Origin of the sequence: Desulfobaculum xiamenense (assembly GCF_011927665.1) — a bacterium.
Classification (GTDB): domain Bacteria; phylum Desulfobacterota; class Desulfovibrionia; order Desulfovibrionales; family Desulfovibrionaceae; genus Desulfobaculum; species Desulfobaculum xiamenense.
The window spans coordinates 481,115-499,799 of the sequence record NZ_JAATJA010000002.1; the positions used below are offsets into that span (position 1 = coordinate 481,115).

Consider the following 18,685-nt stretch of genomic DNA (forward strand, 5'->3'; position numbering starts at 1 on the left):
GGTGGTGCGATCCACCGGCCCTATTCCCTATGAGCGAAGCCGTGCCCCGCGGGGCGGCCCACGGGCGCGGTAATACCCCTATTCCCGCGCCCGGCGTGTTTGGGCTGGTTAGCGGAAGGCCGCTTCCAGTCCGGAGAACACGTGATGGCCGTCGTCGTGGCGGGTGACGTCGATGACGTCTTCCAGCTTGCGGGCCTGCTTGATCATCTGGTCAAGGCGTCCGTCGCGGTCCACGAGCAGCCAGATGCGGCTGGTGGTTCCATCGCTGACGGGCATGCAGAGAATTCCTTCCACGTTGAAGGCGCGCCGGGCGAAGAGTCCGCACACGTGGGACATGACGCCGGGGTGGTTCTTCACGAGGAGTTCGAGCACGGTGGTGCGTGCCGCATCAAGAAGTGTGGCGTGGATATCAGGCTGTCGCATGGGCTTCACCTCCGATCATCTCCTTGTTGGCGGCACCGGGAGGCACCATGGGATAGACGTTTTCGATGTTCGGCACCGGCGCGTGCACGAGGCAAGGGCCGGGCACGGAAAAGGCGCTGGCGAGGATGTCCGCCGGGTCGCCATCGGCGAGGTCGTAGGCGCGCACGCCGAATCCCTCGGCGATCTTCACGAAGTCCACGCGCGCCCGGTAGTCCGAGGCGAAGATGTTGCCGTCGTAGAACATGTCCTGCTGCTGGTGCACGAGGCCCAGCGCGTTGTTGTTCATGAGGATGATTTTGATGTTGGCGTTCTCTTCCACGGCGGTGGCCAGCTCCTGAATGTTCATGAGGATGCTGCCGTCGCCGCTCACGCAGACCACCGTGCGGCCCGGACTGGCCAGCGCCGCGCCAATGGCCGCAGGCACGCCAAAGCCCATGGTGCCAAGCCCGCCAGAGGTCAGCCACTGGCGGGGGCGGCGGAAGGGATAGGCCTGCGCGGTGCGCATCTGGTGCTGGCCGACGTCCGTGGTGATGATGGCGTCGTCGCCGAGCATGCGCGCCGCCAGCCGGATGAGACCGTAGGGCGAGCGCGGATCGTCGGAGCCGGGCAGGGTGGGCGGATTGATGGTCCGCAGCTCCTTGATGCGGTTGAGCCATGCGGCGCGGGGCGCTGTCTGCGTCATGGGGATGAGCGCGTCGAGCACTTCGCGGATATCGCCGGTGATGCCCACGCAGGACGACTTGATCTTGTCGAGTTCGCTGGCGTCGATGTCGATGTGGATGATGGCGGCCTGCGGGCAGAACTGGTTGGCAAGGCCGGTGGCGCGGTCGTCGAAGCGCACGCCAGCGGCGATGAGCAGGTCGCATTCCTCAAGCGCCATGTTGGTGTAGCGGGCGGCGTGCATGCCCAGCATGCCCATGGACAGCGGATGATCGGCGGGCACCGCGCCAAGGCCCATGAGGGTCATGGTCACGGGCATGCCGGTCTTTTCGGCGAGGCGAGTGGCCAGCCCGCCCGCACCTGCGGCGATGACGCCGCCGCCGAGGTAGAGCACGGGGCGCTTGGCGGCGTTGATGAGGTCCGCCGCGCGGCGGATGGTGGCCTGCGAGAATTCGGGCGCACGGTCGGGGCGGCCGGGTTCGGGCCATGCGTCGATGTCGATGGTCTGGGTCTGGACGTCCTTGGGGATGTCGATGAGCACGGGGCCGGGGCGTCCGGATGCGGCGATGCGAAATGCCTCGGGGATGATGGACAGGAGTTCGGATGCGGAGCGGGCGAGGAAGTTGTGCTTGGTGATGGGCACGGACAGGCCGTAGGTGTCCACCTCCTGAAATGCGTCTGTCCCCATCTGGCTGCGCGGCACCTGCCCGGTGATGCAGATGAGGGGGATGGAGTCGAGCTTGGCGTCGGCGATGGCGGTGAGAGTGTTCGTCGCGCCGGGACCGGACGTGGCGAAGAACACTGCCGGGCGGCCGCTGACGCGGGCCATGCCCTGGGCCATGAAGCCCGCGCCCTGTTCGTGCCGCGCCAGAACGTGGCGGATGCACGGACTCTTGGAGAGGGCGTCGTACAGGGGGAGGTTCGCGCCGCCGGGAATGCCCGCGATGGTGCGGATTCCCTGACGCTCAAGCAGACGGATGACGATTTCCGCGCCGGTGCATTTCATATCCCGTTCTCCTTCCTTGGGGTGTCCCCGGGTGGAGCAGGGCCGGCGCGCACTTCTGGTGCAAGAAAAATCCCCCGCCGGCTCTGCGCCGGCGGGGGATCTGTACAGCTGTGTTGTGTGGACCTGACCCGTTACGACGCAATAGTGCGTACTACGCGTACTACTACGCCTACGAATACCAGGCCGTTGCCGGCGAAGGTGATGGTAGAGGTAGTGTTGCGTAGCATGGGGGTCGGTTTCCTTTGTTGCGAATCGTTACAGCGTGAAGGCCTAAGGCTACGAGCCTTGCCTTCGCAAGTCAATACGCTCGAAGACAATTTTTTGCGGATGGAGGATGATCGTTGCCGCAGGCTCCGGCGGGGCGTGGATTTTCGCCACTTCGCATCCCCGTGTTGGCAAGGTGCGTCCTTGAGTTAGCATGTTCGCGGTCGTAAGAGCGGGCGCATTGCGTGCGTCAGTCCATGCATATCAAATAAAAACAGTATGATGAAAGAGATTGTTCCTTTTGGAACGAGTGTTGCTATGCGGGCCTCCAGTCCCTGCGAGACGAACGACGCGCTGCGCCGTGGCCACCGATCCCTGCCCGGTTAGCACGCCTGCCGCAGTCGCGTCGCACCATTCACTTTCCAAGGAGGATTCGAGGCTCATGTCCGAGAACAGCAACATTGTGGTCGATAGCTCGTCGAGTTCGTGGTCCGACCTGTGGAGGAAGGAAGATTATCTGGCCATTTGGCTCGGCTTCTTCCTGCTTCTGGTGGGCGGGCTGATCTATTTCAACAACGTGCCCAAGGATATGGACGAGACCTTCGCGCGGGCCAATTCCATCATGGCCGCCGAGGCCGAGCGCGCACCTTTCAAGACCGTGGCCTACTACGAGGCGCAGGACAAGAAGGAAGGCGTGCAGGCCAGCAAGTCCGCCATTGGCAAGTCCATCAAGAGCTGGACCGCAGCGCCCGGCAACTGGAAGGACAATCCGCTGGATAGCTTCTACATGTCCAGCGAGCGCGCCGCAGAGTTGAACGCGGCAGCCATGCCCAAGTACGAGGCCGCCAAGGCCGTCGCAGCCGAGGCGCGTACCGTCGCCGTCGTCGCTGAGGAGGCAGCCGCTGCCGCCGGGTTCATGAACGCCGAACTCAACACCGCCGCCGAGGATGGCATCCAGAACTGGCTCAAGGCCAAGTCCAAGGCGAAGTCGGTGAAGAAGAAGATCGGCCATCACGCCTTCAACCGCTTCCCGACTCTCGCCGGACTCATGGTCGTCATCGGCCTGCTGTTCTCCGTGGGCATGAAGGCCATGGGCCATAGCGCCACGGCGTTCCTCAAGGGATTCTGGTTTGTGTTCCTCATCGGCGTGCTGTCCTACTTCATGGCCTATCAGGCCACGATGAAGCATTACGGCATCGGCTACGCCGCGTGGGCCATCTTCCTCGGCATGCTCATCTCCAATACCGTGGGTACCCCCAAGTGGGTCAAGCCCGCGTTGCAGGTGGAATTCTACATCAAGACCGGTCTCGTCCTGCTGGGCGCCGAGGTGCTCTTCAACAAGATCATCGCCATCGGCGTTCCGGGCATCTTCGTGGCGTGGGTGGTCACCCCCATCGTGCTCATCTCCACCTTCATCTTCGGCCAGAAGGTGCTGAAGATTCCGTCCAAAACGCTGAACATGGTCATCTCCGCCGACATGTCCGTGTGCGGCACCTCGGCGGCTATCGCCACCGCAGCCGCCTGCCGCGCCAAGAAGGAGGAGCTGACCCTGTCCATCGGCCTGTCGCTGGTGTTCACCTCGATCATGATGATCGTCATGCCTGCCGTCATCAAGGCCACGGGCATGCCCTTCATCCTCGGCGGCGCGTGGATGGGCGGCACCATCGACGCCACGGGCGCCGTGGCTGCTGCCGGCGCGTTCCTGTCTGAGAAGGCCCTCTACGTGGCCGCCACCATCAAGATGATCCAGAACGTCCTCATCGGCGTGACGGCATTCGGCGTGGCCGTGTACTGGTGCGCCAAGGTGGAGTGCGAGGCAGGCAAGACCGTGGGCTGGATCGAAATCTGGAACCGCTTCCCCAAGTTCGTGCTGGGCTTCATCTCCGCATCCATCATCTTCTCGGTGATGTACGGCGCGCTCGGCTCCGACGTGGGCTTCTCCGTGGTTGACCACGGCGTGATCCGCGGCTTCAGCAAGATCTTCCGTGGCTGGTTCTTCTGCATGAGCTTCGCGGCCATCGGCCTTGCCACCAACTTCCGCGAGCTGAAGTCGTACTTCAAGGGCGGCAAGCCGCTCATCCTGTACGTGTGCGGTCAGTCCCTCAACCTCGTGCTGACCCTGATCATGGCCTACATCATGTTCTATCTGGTCTTCCCCGACATCACCGCCAAGATCTGACGGCGTCGGTTCCGATCGCGACGGCGGGAGCCATCGGCTCCCGCCATTTTCGGTTTGCAGCAAGGAGATTCGAGATGCAGGAGAAAAGTTTCGCCGGGCGTTGGCTGTCCTTCGCGGCTGCCGTGCTGGTGACGATGGTGGTGGTGTTCGTGGCCTGTCCGGCGCTGGTCAATGCCGTTCCGGAGATGCGCCGCATGGCTGATTTCGTGGACGAGTCCAACATCGAGACGGGCGAGTTCTACTACACGGATGTCGAGTGCGTGGGGCACGCCAACATCGGCGCGCGCAGCACCTTCGACTATACGCCGAGTGGACCGCATCCCGCCGCGCAGGTGGACTAGCGTCCGTCGCGCCCCGGGGTGAGCATCTCGTCGATGCGGCGCGAGACGCCGCGCAGGAAGACGAGCATGCGCACCGAGGCGGCAATGAGGTAGAGCAGGCATTCGAGGGTGGTCGTGCCGAGGCCGTGGACTCGGCTGTAGAAGTGGAAGAGCACGGCGAGCAGTCCGGCGTTGAGCAGCATGACGGCAAGCGCCGTGTGCAGGCGGGAGCGCAGTTCCCGCCCGGCGAGTTCGTCGCGATGCGCCAGCACGGCCGAGGCGACGAGGGACATGAGCCCCATCCATGCCCGCGAGAAGAGATCCACGGAGACGAAGCCCATGACGATGGCGAGAACCGCGACGTGAGCCGGATGCATGATGCGCCTGCCTGTGTCGGGATGATGCGGGGAAGCCTCTACCGCTATTGTTCAACGTAGTTCGATAGAAAGTCTTTCGTCAACAGGCGTAACACGTTGCCGGAGTTTCCGGCGGGATTGTGCGTATGCTCGGGCCGCATCTGCGGCCATCAGGAAGACCGGCGGATACCCGTCGGTCTTCCTGTCGTTTGGGGGCTGTTGCGATTGTGTGACGGTTGCGTGACGGACGTGTGACGAGCGAACGGGATGTTCTTGCGGTTTACTCTTTTGCGTTGGGCGTGGTAGGGTGGACGGTACCGTGTCGCCATCGGTCTGGCGAAACGCAACGGTCCGGTTTCGACCGGGGAGGGTGGACGAGTCCGGCATTCGCACAATGCACGCGAGGGGTTTGAATGGAAGGCGGAACGGAAAAACAGCGGGTTCTGATCGTGGACGACTCGTCGTTCAACATCAGCATCCTCGGTTCGGCCCTCTCGGAGGAGTACGAGGTCAGCGTGGCGACCAACGGGCGCGATGCCATCGCCGTGGCCGAGGCCGAGCCGCATCCCGATCTTATCCTGCTCGACATCATCATGCCGGGCATGGACGGGCATCAGGTCTGTCGGGAGCTCAAGTCCCGGTCGACGACGCAGGGCATCCCCATCATCTTCATCACGGCCATGAATCAGGAAGGCGACGAGATGCGCGGGCTGGAGCTCGGGGCCGTGGATTACATCACCAAGCCCTTCAGCATTCCCATCGTCCGCGCGCGGGTGCGCACCCATCTCGATCTCAAGCGCAAGACGGACATTCTGGAGCATCTGTCGTCCCTCGACGGACTGACGGGCATCCCGAACCGTCGGCGTTTCGACGAGGTGCTGGACCTCGAATGGCGGCGTTTGCAGCGCACGGGCAGCCCCTTGTCCGTGGTCATGCTCGATATCGATTTCTTCAAGAAATTCAACGACCATTACGGCCATGCCGCTGGCGACGGCTGTCTGCGGCACGTGGCCGGGGCCTTGCGGGCCACGCTCAAGCGTCCGCACGATTTCGTGGCCCGTTACGGCGGGGAGGAGTTCGTTGCGGTGCTGCCGGATACGGACTTCGACGGCGCGGTGCGCATCGCCCAGACCATGCGCGAGGCCATCGAATCCCTTGGCCTGATGCACGAGCATTCCGATGTGACCAACCACGTCACCGTGAGCGTCGGCGTGTGCACAACGATTCCGGGCAAGGAGAAGCATTCGGAGGATCTGCTCACGACGGCGGACAGGATGCTTTACCGGGCCAAGGACGGCGGGCGAAACCGCGTGGAGGGCATGAGTCTGCCCTGAACCGCAGGCGTCGGGATAACCGCGTGCGATAAGAAAAAAAGGCCGGACGGTTCGTGAACCGTACGGCCTTTCGTGTGTTTCGAAAGGGGCGCTACTTGTCGGACTTCTGCTGGATCTTGGCCCAGCTGTCGCGCAGGGAGGCCGTGCGGTTGAAGACCGGATGGCCGGGGCGGGAGTCCTTCACGTCGGCGCAGAAGTAGCCCTTGCGCTCGAACTGGCAGACCGTGCCGGGCTTCATGTCCGCGAGGGACGGCTCTACGCGGCAGTCGGTCAGCACCGTGAGCGAGTCGGGATTCAGGTTGTCGAGGAAGGTGCCGTCGTCCTCGACGTCCATGGGATCGGTCTTGGAGAAGAGGTGGTCGTACAGGCGCACCTCCACGGGCAGGGCGTGGCGCGCGCTGACCCAGTGTAGGGTGCCCTTGACCTTGCGGCCGTCCTTGGACCAGCCGCCGCGGGTTTCGGGATCGTAGGTGCAGTGGATTTCGGTGATGGTGCCGTTTTCGTCCTTCACCACGTCCTGACAGGTGACGTAGTAGGAGAAGCGAAGCCGCACCTCGCGCCCCGGAGCGAGGCGGAAGTATTTCGCGGGCGGCTCTTCCATGAAGTCCTCGCGCTCGATGTACAGCTCGCGGCAGAAGGGTACCTTGCGGCTGCCCATGGATTCGTCCTCGGGGTGGTAGGGCATTTCGAACTCTTCCACCAGATCCTCGGGGTAGTTGGTGATGACCACCTTCACCGGATCGAGGACGCCGAGCACGCGCGGGGCGGCGGCGTTGAGATTCTCGCGCACGCAGTGCTCCAGCAGGGCGATGTCCACGGTGCTGTCGGCCTTGGCCACGCCGATGCGCTCGCAGAACTCGCGCAGGGCGGCGGCGGGGTAGCCGCGACGGCGGATGCCGCTCAGGGTGGGCATGCGCGGGTCGTCCCAGCCGGAGACGTGGCCTTCCTGCACGAGCTGGATGAGCTTGCGCTTGGAGAGCACGGTGTAGGTCAGGTTCAGGCGGGCGAACTCGTACTGGTGCGGGCGCGGGGCGATGCCCAGCGTGTCGAGCACCCAGTCGTAGAGGGCACGGTTGTTCTCGAATTCCAGCGTGCAGACGGAGTGCGTGATGCCTTCGATGGCGTCGGAGAGGCAGTGGGCGAAGTCGTACATGGGGTAGATGCACCACGCGTCGCCGGTGCGGTGGTGGTGCGCCCTGCGGATGCGATAGATGGTGGGGTCGCGCAGGACCACGTTGGGGTGCGTCATGTCGATCTTCGCGCGCAGCACGCGGGAGCCGTCCTCGAATTCGCCAGCGCGCATGCGTCGGAACAGGTCGAGGTTCTCGTCCACGCCGCGGCTGCGGTACGGGCTCTCGGTGCCGGGCTCGGTGAGGGTGCCGCGATACTTGCGGATTTCCTCGGCCGAAAGGTCGTCCACGTAGGCCTTGCCCATGCTGATGAGCTTTTCGGCATAGCCGTAGAGGCGCTCGAAGTAGTCAGAGGCGAAGAACTGGCGGTCCTGCCAGTCGAAGCCCAGCCAGCGCACGTCTTCCTTGATGGATTCGACGTATTCGACATCTTCCTTCACGGGGTTGGTGTCGTCGAGGCGCAGGTTGCACTGGCCCGAATATTCCTCGGCAAGGCCGAAGTTCAGGCAGATGGACTTGGCGTGTCCAAGGTGCAGGTAGCCGTTCGGCTCCGGGGGGAAGCGGGTGTGGACCTTCTCCACCTTGCCCGAGGCCAGATCCTCGTCGATGATGGTCCGGATGAAGTGTTTCACGCGGCCGGTTTCGTTGCTTTCAGGCTCTGCCATGTGTCTTTCCTCTGTATGGGCGTCGTTGTCGGGATATGACCCGAGTATCGCATGAATGTTTCGTATGCGCCACGGTTTGCGCATGCGGTGCGGGGTATGTGGCGCGGGTAGCTCGTGCATACGGAAAAAGGCCGGAGCGGTCAAACGGCGGCGATGCGGCGCGTGTCGGTTAGACCCGCGCCGCACAAGGATTCCCGCCCCATGCGTCCCAGTGCGCGTAGCGCGGCGAAATGGGGAACGTGCCGCGTGCGTGCCCGGCTAGCGCGCCATTCCCGTGGCTATGTCGCCAAGGACGGACAGGCCGTTTTCGATCTCTGGCGTCCATGCGCCGCCGCAGCTCAGGCGGATGAAGTTGTTGAACTTGTTCTGAGTGGAGAAGATGCTCCCCGGCGCGATGCCGACCCCTTCGGCCTTGGCCGCGTAGAAGTACTTTACGGAATCGACGCTCTCGGGCAGCTCCACCCACAGCACCATGCCGCCCTGCGGCCGCGTGACGCGCGTTCCCGGCGGGAAGTGGCGGCCCATGTGCAGGTGCATGGTGTCCGCCTGCTTGGCGAAGGCTGCGCGTAGGCGCTTGATGTGACGTTCGTAGAGGCCTTGGCGCAGAAATTCCGCCACGGCCATCTGGGTGGGGCTTGCGCCGCAGACGTTGGTGGTGGCCTTGATTTCAAGGGCCTTGTCGCGGAAGCGGCCCGGAACCATCCAGCCGATGCGGTAGCCGGGGGCGATGGTCTTGGAGAAGGACGAGCACAGCACCACGAGGCCGCGCTCGTCGAAATGCTTGAAGGTGGCCGGGCGCACCGGGCCGAAGTGCAGATCGCCCGCCACGTCGTCCTCCACGAGTGGGATGTCGCGCTCGGCGAGCATGGACACGATTTCCTTCTTGGCGTCGTCCGGGGTGAGGCTGCCGTCCGGGTTGTTGAAATTCGGCGAGAAGATGCAGGCCCGGATGTCGTACTTGTCGAGCACCTCGCGCAGTTCGGCGGGGTCTATGCCGTAGTTGGGGCACGAGGAGATTTCCACCACGCGCAGCCCGAGGGTTTCGAGCAGTTGCAGGAAGCAGTAGTAGCTTGGCGACTGGATGCACACGATGTCGCCGGGGCGGGTGAGGCTTCGTAGGGTGATGTAGACGGCCTCTATGGCGCCGTTGGTGATGATCATGTCGTCCGGGCCGAAGCGGTCGCCGCGCTCAAGCGCCTGAAAGGCGAGCTGTCGGCGCAGCTCCGGATTGCCGGAGACGGTCTCGTAGGCCAGCGAGGTGTCGGCGTTCTCGCGCACCACCTGATTCATGATGCGGGCCATGGACTTGCCGGGCAGGAGCTCCGTGCCGGGGCAGATGACGCCGAGCGGCACGATTTCCTTGTTGCCCACGGTTTCGAGCACGGTGAGGATGAGCTTGTTGCGGCTCACGCGCTTGGGCTCGGCGGGGGTCGGGTCGCAGCGCGTGGGCGCGGGCAGCCGGTGCGAGGACGCCCGCACGAAGAAGCCCGAACGCGGGCGCGATTCCACCACGCCCTTCTTTTCCAGCTCCACGTAGGCCTGGCTGATGGTGGATATGGACAGGCTCATGGTGCGCGACAGGGTGCGTAGCGAGGGGAGCTTGTCCCCCCGGCCGAGCGTGCCGGACTCGATGAGGCCCATGATGTGCTGCTCTACCGACTGGTAGCGGAATTGGTCCTTCCAGTTTTCCGTCTGTTCGATCATTGGCGTTCCCTTGGAAACCAACTGTTATGGTCACGATCGGGTGCGTGCCCGATCTGTACTGATTGCAGATGCGCTGGTGGGTTGTTTGAAACGGGGCAAAGGCCTGCACCCCGCAGTGGAACAGAGTTTTTCTCGGCTTGCCCGCTGTCTGGCGGGGCAGGGGGAAAAAACTGTATCGCCTATTTTTTTTTCAATCTGTATCTGTCCCGGTGACAGATTCCGTGTTTTACTGCTTCCCGTCAAGACGAAATCAGCGGGCGTAGGGCACCCCTCCCGATCCCCGCTGAACGGTATCCCTTCCCTATGCGAAGCCGTCAGATCGGGAGTGTTGCGAATCGAATCCGAACCGACGGTGACAGGGCCGAAGCGAAAGCTTCGGCCCTGTTTTTTTGTCTTTTTTTCCGCTGCCGCCTGTGCGCGCCCTACCTCGCCCCATCTGAATCGGTGCAGTTTGCGCCCCTCTGATTTGCCTCGCCACCCCTTCGCGAGGGTTTCACCCCGTCCCCTGTATTCCTGTCGGTCGTTCCTCATGGCGATTTCGCCAGTCCCTCCGCGTCGTTTTCCGTACGGATTGCGCGCGCATCCGTTCATGGGCTATCATGTCCTGTCCGGGCAAGTGCATGGGGCATTGGTCCGTTGTGTTGGACGGGCGCCCGGATGGCGCTCTTTGCCTTGTACACTTTTCCTGTGGTCATCAAGACACGGGCAGGCCATGTTGAATCGGTTTTGGACCGAGTGACCCGCCATGGGCGGAAAACGGGAACCTGGGGGATGATGACGCCGAACGGTACTGATCGGACGCCCTGTGCCGCCGAGAGGTGTGCCGCGTGATCGTGGTGCGCCTCATGGGCGGAGTGGGCAATCAGATGTTCCAGTATGCGGCGGGGCGCGCCTTGGCCTTGCGCCTTGAGGCCCCGTTGCGCCTCGATCTGTCGTCCTTTCCGGACGAGCGCGGGCGGGAGTTCGCGCTTGGCTCGCTGCCTCTGTGTGCCGAGGTCGTCACCTCCGCCGAGCTGGAGTGTTTTCCGCCGGTAGCCGCCGCGCCCAGCGGGGGCAGGGCCGCGCGCATGCTGCGGCGGATTGCCTGCCGCGTGCGCGGCGCGCGGCGAAGTGGCGGCCCCCTTCGCTTTCGCGAACCGCATTTCCATTACGCCTCGGCCTTCGAGCGCCTGACCGGGGACGTCTATCTCGACGGCTATTGGCAGAGCGAACGCTATTTCGCCGCCGCATCGTCCACCGTGGCCAAGGAACTGACCCTTGCCGAGCCGCAGGACGCCCGCAATGCGGAACTGGCCGCGCGCATTCTTTCTTCGGACTCGGTGAGCGTGCACGTGCGCCGGGGCGACTACGTCCACGACCCCACGCTGGCGGGGCTTTACGCCGAGCTCTCGCCGGACTGGTACCGCCGCGCCGCGCTTATGGCCGCGAGCGGGCTTGCCGCCCCGGAATTCTTCGTCTTTTCGGATGACCCGGATTGGGTGCGCGGGCATCTGGACTTCGGCCACCCGTTGACCGTGGTCGATCACAACGCGGGTGCGCCGCTTGCGGACATGCGGCTTATGAGCCTGTGCGGGCGGCACGTCATCGCCAATTCGAGTTTCAGTTGGTGGGGAGCGTGGCTGGACCGCCGGCCCGGAGCGGTGGTGCTGGCCCCGGCGAAGTGGTTCGGCCCGCGCCGGGCGCGGCGCAGGATCGACGACCTCTATCCCGCAACGTGGAGGCGGACATGACCCCGGCGGTGTCGGTGCTCATGGCCGTGCGCGACGGCGAGCGGTGGCTCGGGCACGCCGTTGAGAGCGTTCTCGCCCAAAGCTGTGCCGATTTCGAATGCATCGTGGTGGACGATGCCTCGACCGACACAAGCCGCGACATTCTCGCTGCGTGCGGCGATGCGCGGGTGCGGTGTATCGTCAACGAGCGGCGGCTCGGCCTTGCGGCGTCGCTGAACCGCGCCCTCGCGGCGGCGCGCGGCGCGGTGGTGGCACGGCAGGACGCCGACGACGAGTCGCGGCCCGAGCGTCTGGAGCGGCAGATGGCCTTTTTGGCGGCGCATCCCGAGGTGGGCGTGGTCGGTACCGGGGTGGACATGGTGGACGACGAGGGGCGTCCGGCGGGTGAGTATCTGCTGTATCCCGACCACGCGCGGATTTCGTGGGCGCTGTGCTTCGGGCATCCCTTCGCGCATCCCTCGGTCTGCCTGCGAACGGAGCTTTTGCGCCGTGTGGGCGGCTACGACGAATCCTTCGGCGCGGCGCAGGATCACGACCTGTGGACCCGGCTGGCCGGGCGTACGCGCTTCGCCAACCTTGACGAGCGCTTCGTTGTCTACCGCCGTCATGACGCGTCGGTGAGTAGCGCCCGTGCCGGACGCCAGCGCGAGGCCGACGCGCGGGCGCGGGCCGCGCATCTGTCGTGGCTGACGGGGCGGCACGTGGACGAGGCGGAACTGTTCTGGAACGCGCTACCTGCGGCGGTGCCCGGTGCCGTCGAACTCGCGCCGGAGCGGGCCGTGGCGGGGCTTGTGGCCTATGCGCGGCTGGTGGTCGAGGCGCGGCGGGCCTTTGCCCGGCGTATGCGCTGTGACGCAGCCGAGGCGCGGGCCGTGGACCGCCTTGCGGGGCGGCGGCTGTGGAACGTAGGTGCCGCCCTTGCGCGGGTGTCGGTGCCGTGGGCGGCGTGGGCGGTCGCGCGGGCCATGGCGCTGGACCCGGCGCTTGCGGGGAGGGAAGCCCGGAGCGGGCTACGGCGCACAGTGGCGCGGCTGCTGCGGCGCGCGGAGGACGCGGGATGAGGATTCTCCACGTCAATCTCAACCTCGTCGAGGGCGGGCTCGAACGCGTTATGGCCTTGCAGTGCGCGGGCCTTGCCGCGCGCGGGCACGACAATCTCGTTCTGCACGGACGTCCCGAGCGGCCGGACTGCGCCGTGGACGGGGCGCGGTGTGCGTGCGTGCCGTGGGTCACCCATGTCCGCTGCCCGGACCTTGGCGACAGGCTGGCCGATGTGCGCGAGCTGCTGCGGCGCGAGCGGCCGGACGTGGCGCTCCTCAACCATGTGTTTTGTCCCGAACTGGTGGACCTGCTGACGCGGGAGCTACCCTGCGTGCGCTTCGTGCACGACGTGGAACTGGTTTGCTGCGGCAGGAAGATGCTCAACCGTCGGACGCCGAGCGGCGCGCCGGAGCCGTGCCTGTTTCCCCTCGGCCCATTGTGTCAGGCGCGGGCCTACATCCACCGATGCATGCCGCGCGACCCGCGCATCGGGTTGCCGCTCATCACCGCGCGGTGGCGCATTGTGCGCATGCACCGTTCCCGCACGCGCATGGCCGCTCCGAGCGGATACATCCGTGGGGTGCTCCTGCACAACGGCTTCGCCCCGGCGCGGGTGCAGGTCATCGAACATTTTGTGCCGACGCCGCATGGCGAGCCGTCTGGCCCGCAGTTTCCGGCGGATGCGCCGCCGCTGGTCCTCTTCGCGGCGCGGGTGAACAAGGGCAAGGGGCTGGACGTGCTCCTCGCGGCCCTTGCACACCTGCCGCGCCCGGTTCGGTTGGTGGTGGCCGGAGACGGGCCGGACCTCCCGGCCATGCGGGAACTGGCCGAACGCCTCGGCGTGGCGGCGAGCGTGGAATTCGCGGGCTGGATGGACCGCATGGAGCTTGAGGCGCTGCGTGCGCGGGCGGCGTTGGCCGTGGTTCCCTCGGTGTGTCCGGAGTCCTTCGCGCTGGTGGGGCTGGAGGCCATGGCCCACGCCCTGCCCGTGGTGGGCAGCGACAGCGGCGGCATTACGCAGTGGCTGGAGCACGGCGTCACGGGGCTACTGGTCCCCCCGCGCGACGCGGCGGCTCTCGCCGGGGCCATGGACGCCATCCTTGCAGATCAGAAATTGGCGCGATCCATGGGGCGCGCTGGGTATGCGGCCGTGCGTGGGCGCTTCACCCCCGAGCGCCATCTCGACGCGCTGGAGGCGCTTCTTGCGCTGGCAGCGTCCGAGGGCGCGTACGCCGGGAGGGCTTCCTGATGCGCATCCTCGCCCTGTCCCCGACCTTCCTGCCCGCCGTGGGCGGTGCCGAACTCCTCGTGTTGCATGTCCTGCGGCGTCTCGCCCTGCGGCACGAGGTGCGGCTGGTCACTCCGGTGCTGTCGGAGGCGATTCTTTCGAGCATTGGCGACCCGGGCTACGATCATCTGGTGAATTTCGAGGTGGAGCGCTACCGCGACGCGGTGAGCCTCATGCGTATCCGGGGGCATCGCGTCACGGGGGGGCTCATTCCGCCGTTCTCCCTGTCGGCCGTGGCCGCCGTGCACCGCGCCGTGCGCCGTTTTCGTCCGCATGTGCTCAATGTTCACTACTGCATGCCCACGGGCCTTGCAGTGCCGTACGCGCGCAGCGTCCTTGGCGTGCCTGCTGTGTTGTCCCTGACCGGGCGCGACGTGCCCGGCCCCGGCGTGCCGCGTTTGTGGCGGATGTGGCATCGGCTGGTGGGGGGAGCCTCGACGGAGACGACCTTCATCACCGACTGGTGCCGCCGGGCGGTGTGGGGTGCGCAGTCCCGGCGCGGGCACATCATTCCGGGCGGCGTGGATATGGCCGACCGGGAAGACCCGGCCCGAAGCTGCGAACTGCGGGAACGCTTCGGTGTGCCGAACGGGGGCCGTCTGCTCTTCGCGCTGCAACGCTTCGATCCGGTCAAGCGCGTGGGCGTGCTGGTGCGGGCCATGCCGGGCATCCTGCGCCGCGAGCCGGGGGCCGTGCTGGTCATTGGCGGCAAGGGGGCGCAGCTTGAGCGTGTGCGCTCGCTGGCCGAGGTACTTGGCGTGGCGCGCCACGTGCATTTTCCGGGTTTCGTGCCCGACGCCGAGGTGTATCCGCTGCTCATGGCCTCGGACTTGTTCGTGTTCCATTCGACCTACGAGACCTTCGGCATCGTGGCGGCGCAGGCCATGGCCTGCGGGCGGGCCGTGGTGGCCTCGGCGGACCCGGCACTGTCGGAGGTGGTGGAGCACGGGCGGACCGGGCTGCTGGTTCCCGTGGGCGATCATGAGGCGTTTGCCGATGCCGTGTGCGATCTGCTGGCCGACGACGCACGGCGTCGGACCATGGGCGAGGCCGGATACCGCCGCGCCTGCGCTGAATATTCGTGGGATGCGGTGGCCGATGGCTACGAGCGCGTGCTGTGCGCCGCCTCGGGGGAGGACTGCCCATGATGGCGCGAAGCCCCATGTGTGTGACTGCGCGGCCTTGCCCCGCCTATATCTTCGGCCATGCGCAGTTCATTGGCGGTGGCGAGGAGAGCGGGGTGGCCCTGGTGCGCGGGCTGGACCGCGCGCGCTTCGATCCCTTGGCCGTGGTGCCCGGTCCCGGTGCCGTGGCCGGGCGTCTGCGCGATGCCGGGGTGCGTACCGTGGAGGCGGCCATGCCCTCGCCGTTGCGCCACCCGCTGCGCTTCATGCGGTCCGTTGTCCGGCTGGCGCGAACCCTGCGCGACGCCGGAGCGGACATCCTGCATGCCTCGACCTCGCGCAGTGCGCTGTATGCCGCGCTGGCCGGGCGCATGCTCAACTGTCCCGTCGTGTGGCACGTGCGGGAATCCAAGACCGATTTCGCCCCCTACGATTTGCTGCTCGCCCTCGGTGCGAACCGCGTGGTCTGCGTGTCCGCCGCCGTGCGCGACATGCGCTTCTCGCGCTTCGGTCCGTTGGTCCGCGACAGGCTGACCGTCATCCGCAATGGCGTTGATGCCGCATTTTTCGACAACACGCCAAAACTGCGCCGCGCTGGGCGCGAGCGCCTTGGTGCGGGGCCGGATGAGGTGCTGTTCGGCATGCTTGGCAGCTACGTGCCGCGCAAGGGGCACGCCTTTCTGCTACGTTCGCTGGCGCGGGCCGTGGGTGGGGCCTTGCCGCCCGTGCGGCTGGTGCTGGCCGGGAACATGATCGACGCGGCCGTGCTGCGCGAGGTGAGACGGCTCGCCGCCGTGCCGGAGCTTCACGGGCGGGTGGACGTGTTCGGGCCGCACGACGATCCACGCGCGCTGTTGGCCGCCCTCGACGTCTTCGTCCTTCCCTCGACAGGCGAGGGGTTGAGCCGTGCGCTCATGGAGGCGATGAGCATGGGCCTGCCCGTGGCCGCCACGGATATTCCCGAGACGCGCGAGGGCGCGCCGCCGCCCGTGCATGCCCTTGTGGCTCCCCTAGGCGACGAGGAGGCCATGGCCCGCATTCTGCGGCGGCTGGCCGAGGACGGGCCGCTTCGCGAGCGCATGGGCCGCGCCAACCGCGAACGTGCGGTGACCCGCTTTGCCATTGGCGACCATGTGCGGCGCGTGCAGGGGCTGTACGAGGGATTGTCCGTGATGTGCGGGATGGCGTGCGACGGCATGGGACCGCGCAGGACGCCGCGCGTGCGGCGGCTAGCGCGTGGGGGCGGCCGTGGGCTTCGTTGGGCGGTGGGCGCGGCGCTTGGCCTGCTGCCGCGCCTTGCGCTTCGGTCCCCATGCGCCGGACGTGGGGAGGTGCTGGCGGTGGCCCCTGCGGACGCGGCGGACATGGCACAGGCGCTGCCCGGATTGGCCATGCTCGCCCGCAGCGTTTCGGGCGGCGTGGATGTGCTTGCCCATGGCGCGTCGGCGGAACTTGCGCGGCTTGTGCCGGGGTGTCGTGTGGTGCATGGGTTCGTGCGCGGCGTGTCCGGCGTGTTCTGTGCGGCGCGGGCCGTGCGGGCCGCGGGCTATGGCGTGGTGTGCGATTTTTCGACGGACGGGGCGCTTGGGCCGCCCGTAGCCGCGCGGCTTGGGGGAGCGCCCTGCGTCGGCCTTGCGGGGGGCGGGCGCGAGCGCGAGCCGTTTTTGTCCGTGGCCGTGTCCGCCCTGCCGGGGCCAAATCCCGGAGCCTGCGCCTTCACGGGCCTTGCGCGGGCCGTGTGCGCATTCATGGGGGCGCGGGTTGTGCCGGACCGCTCGGGCGCGGCCTTTGATGCGATTGGCGGTGAGGACGATGACGGTGCGGAGGCGGTGGATGGTGCTGCCGTATCGTCCGCCGTCGCGCCGCTGGTGGTGGTCGCCGCCGGTGGACACAGCGTTGCCGACCGTTGGCCTGCCGCATCGTGGGCTGATCTGGCGGCCATGCTCGGCGAGGCCGGGCACGAGGTGATCGTCGTCATGAGCGGGACGGACGGCGGGCTTGCGCGGTGTTTTCGCGAACGCGGAACCGGCGGCTATGCCGTCATGCCCGATGTGGACGCGCGGACCGTGCGCGGACTGTGCCGCCGCGCGGCGCTGTTCGTGGGCGGCGATTCATGGGAAATGGCGCTGGCGGACGTCTGTGGCGTGCCGACGGTCCGCGTGCTCGGTCCGCTGCCACGCTGGCGGCGCGAGCCTGCGGGGCGCACCGAGGCCCTTCGCGAGGAGGACCTCGAATGTCTGGGTTGCGGCGGTCCGGACTGCCGTATCGGCACCCACGAGTGCATGCGTCGCATTACCCCGGACATGGTCCTTGCCGCCGCGCTACGCGTGCTGGCGGCCGATTCCGCAGGCAGGGCGGCCGAGTGCCGCGTGCAGGACGAGCCATGAGCGCGCGAAGCGTTCTCGTTGACGGGCGGGAGTTCGCTCCGGGGCGTGGCACGGGCATTTCGCGCGTTCTGGAGGGGCTGGTGGACGCGCTGGCCCGCAGCGGCCGGATTGGCGACATCACGCTGGCCGTGCGTCTGGGCTGCGCACCGGCGGCGCTTGCCGCGCTTCCCGGCGTGGCGATGCGCGAACTCCCCCGTTCCCGTTTCGCCGCCGAGGCCGCCCTTGCCCTGTGGGGGCGGGGCGTCGCCTGCCTGCTGTCGCCCTACGCCAAACTGCCGCCGCTGCTTCGCGGCCCGCTGGCCGTCAACATCGTGCACGATGTGCTGAACATTACCCATGCGGACTACGCCGGGAGTTCCCATGCGCGCTACGCGCGTCTGCGCCTGATCCACGGCCTGCGCCGGGCGGACATGACGTGGTACGATTCGCGCTGGAGCCTTGAGAGCACGCGGGAGCTTGTCGGATTCGCCGGGCGCGACCCACGTGTGCGACATCTGGGGCTTGGCGGAGGTTTTTCGCCCGATTCGGAACCGGACGACGAGAGTCTTCTTGCCGGGCTGGGCCTGGAGCGGGGGTATGTGCTGGCCATCGGCAACGGGCGTCCGCACAAGAACCTCGGCGTGGTGCTCGATGCCTCGGCACAGTTTGGGCGTCCGCTGGTGGTGGCGGGCTGTCCAGAGGTGTTGGCCGCGCGCTGGCGCGCCGCGCATCCCACATCCCGCGCCACGTGGCTTGGGGCCGTGCCGTCCGGTGCGCTGTCCGCGCTGCTGCGCGGGGCGTTTTGCCTCGTCCAGCCGTCACTGGCGGAGGGCTACGGTTTTCCGCCGCTGGAGGCCATGGCCAGCGGGACGCCCGCCGTGGTCAGCGATATTCCGGTCCTTCGCGAGACGTCCGGCCCCGCCGCGCTTTTTGCGGACCCTCGCGATCCCGCGCAGTGGGCGCGCGCTGTGGCGTCCCTTGAGGCCCGTGCCGAGCGCGAGGCGCGCCGGGCCGCTGGATTGGCGCGGGCGCGGGAGCTTTCCGGCGCGGCGGGCTGGGCAGGGCACGTGGCGGACCTCTCCGGCCTGCTCGACGCACGTGGGTGAGCGCCCCCCTTTGCTCGACAGGCCGCGCAAGCTGCCGTATGTTGTGACA

General features: G+C 66.8%; 14 protein-coding genes. 9 read left to right on the top strand and 5 right to left on the bottom strand.

Going from position 1 to position 18,685, the window contains the following annotated elements; all coding sequences use genetic code 11:
* Positions 1 to 108: 108 nt before the first annotated feature.
* Positions 109 to 423, bottom strand: coding sequence for an acetolactate synthase small subunit (ilvN, locus tag GGQ74_RS10050; RefSeq protein WP_167941424.1), 315 nt, complete (start codon positions 421 to 423; stop codon positions 109 to 111).
* On the bottom strand, positions 410 to 2,089 hold the full coding sequence (ilvB, locus tag GGQ74_RS10055) for an acetolactate synthase large subunit (RefSeq protein WP_167941425.1): 1,680 nt from the start codon (positions 2,087 to 2,089) through the stop codon (positions 410 to 412). Before ilvB ends, ilvN begins: the two co-directional genes overlap by 14 nt.
* Positions 2,090 to 2,735: 646 nt before the next feature.
* Between ilvB and GGQ74_RS10060 the strand changes: the two genes are divergently transcribed.
* Both GGQ74_RS10060 and GGQ74_RS10065 read left to right on the top strand, forming a co-directional pair.
* Entirely contained in the window at positions 2,736 to 4,472 is a 1,737-nt protein-coding gene (locus GGQ74_RS10060) for a YeiH family protein (protein ID WP_167941426.1), read from the top strand.
* Positions 4,473 to 4,546: 74 nt separating this feature from the next.
* Positions 4,547 to 4,813: a hypothetical protein gene (locus tag GGQ74_RS10065; RefSeq protein ID WP_167941427.1), complete on the top strand. Its 267-nt coding sequence runs from the start codon at positions 4,547 to 4,549 to the stop codon at positions 4,811 to 4,813.
* Here the strand turns inward: GGQ74_RS10065 and GGQ74_RS10070 are convergent.
* Positions 4,810 to 5,169, bottom strand: coding sequence for a hypothetical protein (locus GGQ74_RS10070; protein WP_167941428.1), 360 nt, complete (start codon positions 5,167 to 5,169; stop codon positions 4,810 to 4,812). The two genes, GGQ74_RS10065 and GGQ74_RS10070, sit on opposite strands and share 4 nt — an antisense overlap.
* Before the next feature lie 392 nt (positions 5,170 to 5,561).
* On the opposite strand from GGQ74_RS10070, the gene GGQ74_RS10075 reads away from it, so the two are divergent.
* The gene (locus tag GGQ74_RS10075; protein WP_167941429.1) at positions 5,562 to 6,482 is read left to right on the top strand and encodes a diguanylate cyclase; all 921 of its coding nucleotides are present in this window, start codon (positions 5,562 to 5,564) and stop codon (positions 6,480 to 6,482) included.
* A 91-nt stretch (positions 6,483 to 6,573) separates the two neighbouring features.
* On the opposite strand, the gene GGQ74_RS10080 is transcribed toward GGQ74_RS10075, so the two are convergent.
* Positions 6,574 to 8,277, bottom strand: a complete 1,704-nt coding sequence (locus GGQ74_RS10080; protein ID WP_167941430.1) for a glutamine--tRNA ligase/YqeY domain fusion protein — start codon at positions 8,275 to 8,277, stop codon at positions 6,574 to 6,576.
* Between the two features lie 258 nt (positions 8,278 to 8,535).
* The gene (locus GGQ74_RS10085) at positions 8,536 to 9,981 is read right to left on the bottom strand and encodes an aminotransferase-like domain-containing protein (protein ID WP_167941431.1); all 1,446 of its coding nucleotides are present in this window, start codon (positions 9,979 to 9,981) and stop codon (positions 8,536 to 8,538) included.
* 827 nt (positions 9,982 to 10,808) lie between these two features.
* On the opposite strand from GGQ74_RS10085, the gene GGQ74_RS10090 reads away from it, so the two are divergent.
* The 6 genes from GGQ74_RS10090 to GGQ74_RS10115 are packed head-to-tail and all read left to right on the top strand — an operon-like array spanning position 10,809 to position 18,636.
* Positions 10,809 to 11,711, top strand: coding sequence for an alpha-1,2-fucosyltransferase (locus tag GGQ74_RS10090; protein ID WP_167941432.1), 903 nt, complete (start codon positions 10,809 to 10,811; stop codon positions 11,709 to 11,711).
* A complete protein-coding gene (locus GGQ74_RS10095) occupies positions 11,708 to 12,772 on the top strand; it encodes a glycosyltransferase (protein ID WP_167941433.1) in 1,065 nt (354 codons plus the stop codon). The genes GGQ74_RS10090 and GGQ74_RS10095 overlap by 4 nt, the downstream gene beginning before the upstream one ends.
* A complete protein-coding gene (locus tag GGQ74_RS10100; RefSeq protein WP_167941434.1) occupies positions 12,769 to 14,001 on the top strand; it encodes a glycosyltransferase family 4 protein in 1,233 nt (410 codons plus the stop codon). Before GGQ74_RS10095 ends, GGQ74_RS10100 begins: the two co-directional genes overlap by 4 nt.
* Positions 14,001 to 15,188: a glycosyltransferase family 4 protein gene (locus GGQ74_RS10105; RefSeq protein ID WP_167941435.1), complete on the top strand. Its 1,188-nt coding sequence runs from the start codon at positions 14,001 to 14,003 to the stop codon at positions 15,186 to 15,188. The genes GGQ74_RS10100 and GGQ74_RS10105 overlap by 1 nt, the downstream gene beginning before the upstream one ends.
* Entirely contained in the window at positions 15,185 to 17,551 is a 2,367-nt protein-coding gene (locus tag GGQ74_RS10110) for a glycosyltransferase family 4 protein (protein ID WP_167941436.1), read from the top strand. The genes GGQ74_RS10105 and GGQ74_RS10110 overlap by 4 nt, the downstream gene beginning before the upstream one ends.
* Positions 17,548 to 18,636 (top strand): glycosyltransferase family 4 protein, encoded by a 1,089-nt coding sequence (locus GGQ74_RS10115; RefSeq protein ID WP_167941437.1) that lies wholly within the window; start codon positions 17,548 to 17,550, stop codon positions 18,634 to 18,636. Before GGQ74_RS10110 ends, GGQ74_RS10115 begins: the two co-directional genes overlap by 4 nt.
* Positions 18,637 to 18,685 lie beyond the last annotated feature (49 nt).

What these genes read in the sequence shown, in the direction of transcription:
- GGQ74_RS10085 (WP_167941431.1), bottom strand. Translation starts at nt 9,981, where the DNA reads ATGATCGAACAGACGGAAAACTGGAAGGACCAATTCCGCTACCAGTCG.
- ilvB (WP_167941425.1), bottom strand. Translation starts at nt 2,089, where the DNA reads ATGAAATGCACCGGCGCGGAAATCGTCATCCGTCTGCTTGAGCGTCAG.
- ilvN (WP_167941424.1), bottom strand. Translation starts at nt 423, where the DNA reads ATGCGACAGCCTGATATCCACGCCACACTTCTTGATGCGGCACGCACC.
- GGQ74_RS10095 (WP_167941433.1), top strand. Translation starts at nt 11,708, where the DNA reads ATGACCCCGGCGGTGTCGGTGCTCATGGCCGTGCGCGACGGCGAGCGG.
- GGQ74_RS10060 (WP_167941426.1), top strand. Translation starts at nt 2,736, where the DNA reads ATGTCCGAGAACAGCAACATTGTGGTCGATAGCTCGTCGAGTTCGTGG.
- GGQ74_RS10115 (WP_167941437.1), top strand. Translation starts at nt 17,548, where the DNA reads ATGAGCGCGCGAAGCGTTCTCGTTGACGGGCGGGAGTTCGCTCCGGGG.
- GGQ74_RS10065 (WP_167941427.1), top strand. Translation starts at nt 4,547, where the DNA reads ATGCAGGAGAAAAGTTTCGCCGGGCGTTGGCTGTCCTTCGCGGCTGCC.
- GGQ74_RS10070 (WP_167941428.1), bottom strand. Translation starts at nt 5,169, where the DNA reads ATGCATCCGGCTCACGTCGCGGTTCTCGCCATCGTCATGGGCTTCGTC.
- GGQ74_RS10080 (WP_167941430.1), bottom strand. Translation starts at nt 8,277, where the DNA reads ATGGCAGAGCCTGAAAGCAACGAAACCGGCCGCGTGAAACACTTCATC.
- GGQ74_RS10110 (WP_167941436.1), top strand. Translation starts at nt 15,185, where the DNA reads ATGATGGCGCGAAGCCCCATGTGTGTGACTGCGCGGCCTTGCCCCGCC.
- GGQ74_RS10105 (WP_167941435.1), top strand. Translation starts at nt 14,001, where the DNA reads ATGCGCATCCTCGCCCTGTCCCCGACCTTCCTGCCCGCCGTGGGCGGT.
- GGQ74_RS10100 (WP_167941434.1), top strand. Translation starts at nt 12,769, where the DNA reads ATGAGGATTCTCCACGTCAATCTCAACCTCGTCGAGGGCGGGCTCGAA.
- GGQ74_RS10075 (WP_167941429.1), top strand. Translation starts at nt 5,562, where the DNA reads ATGGAAGGCGGAACGGAAAAACAGCGGGTTCTGATCGTGGACGACTCG.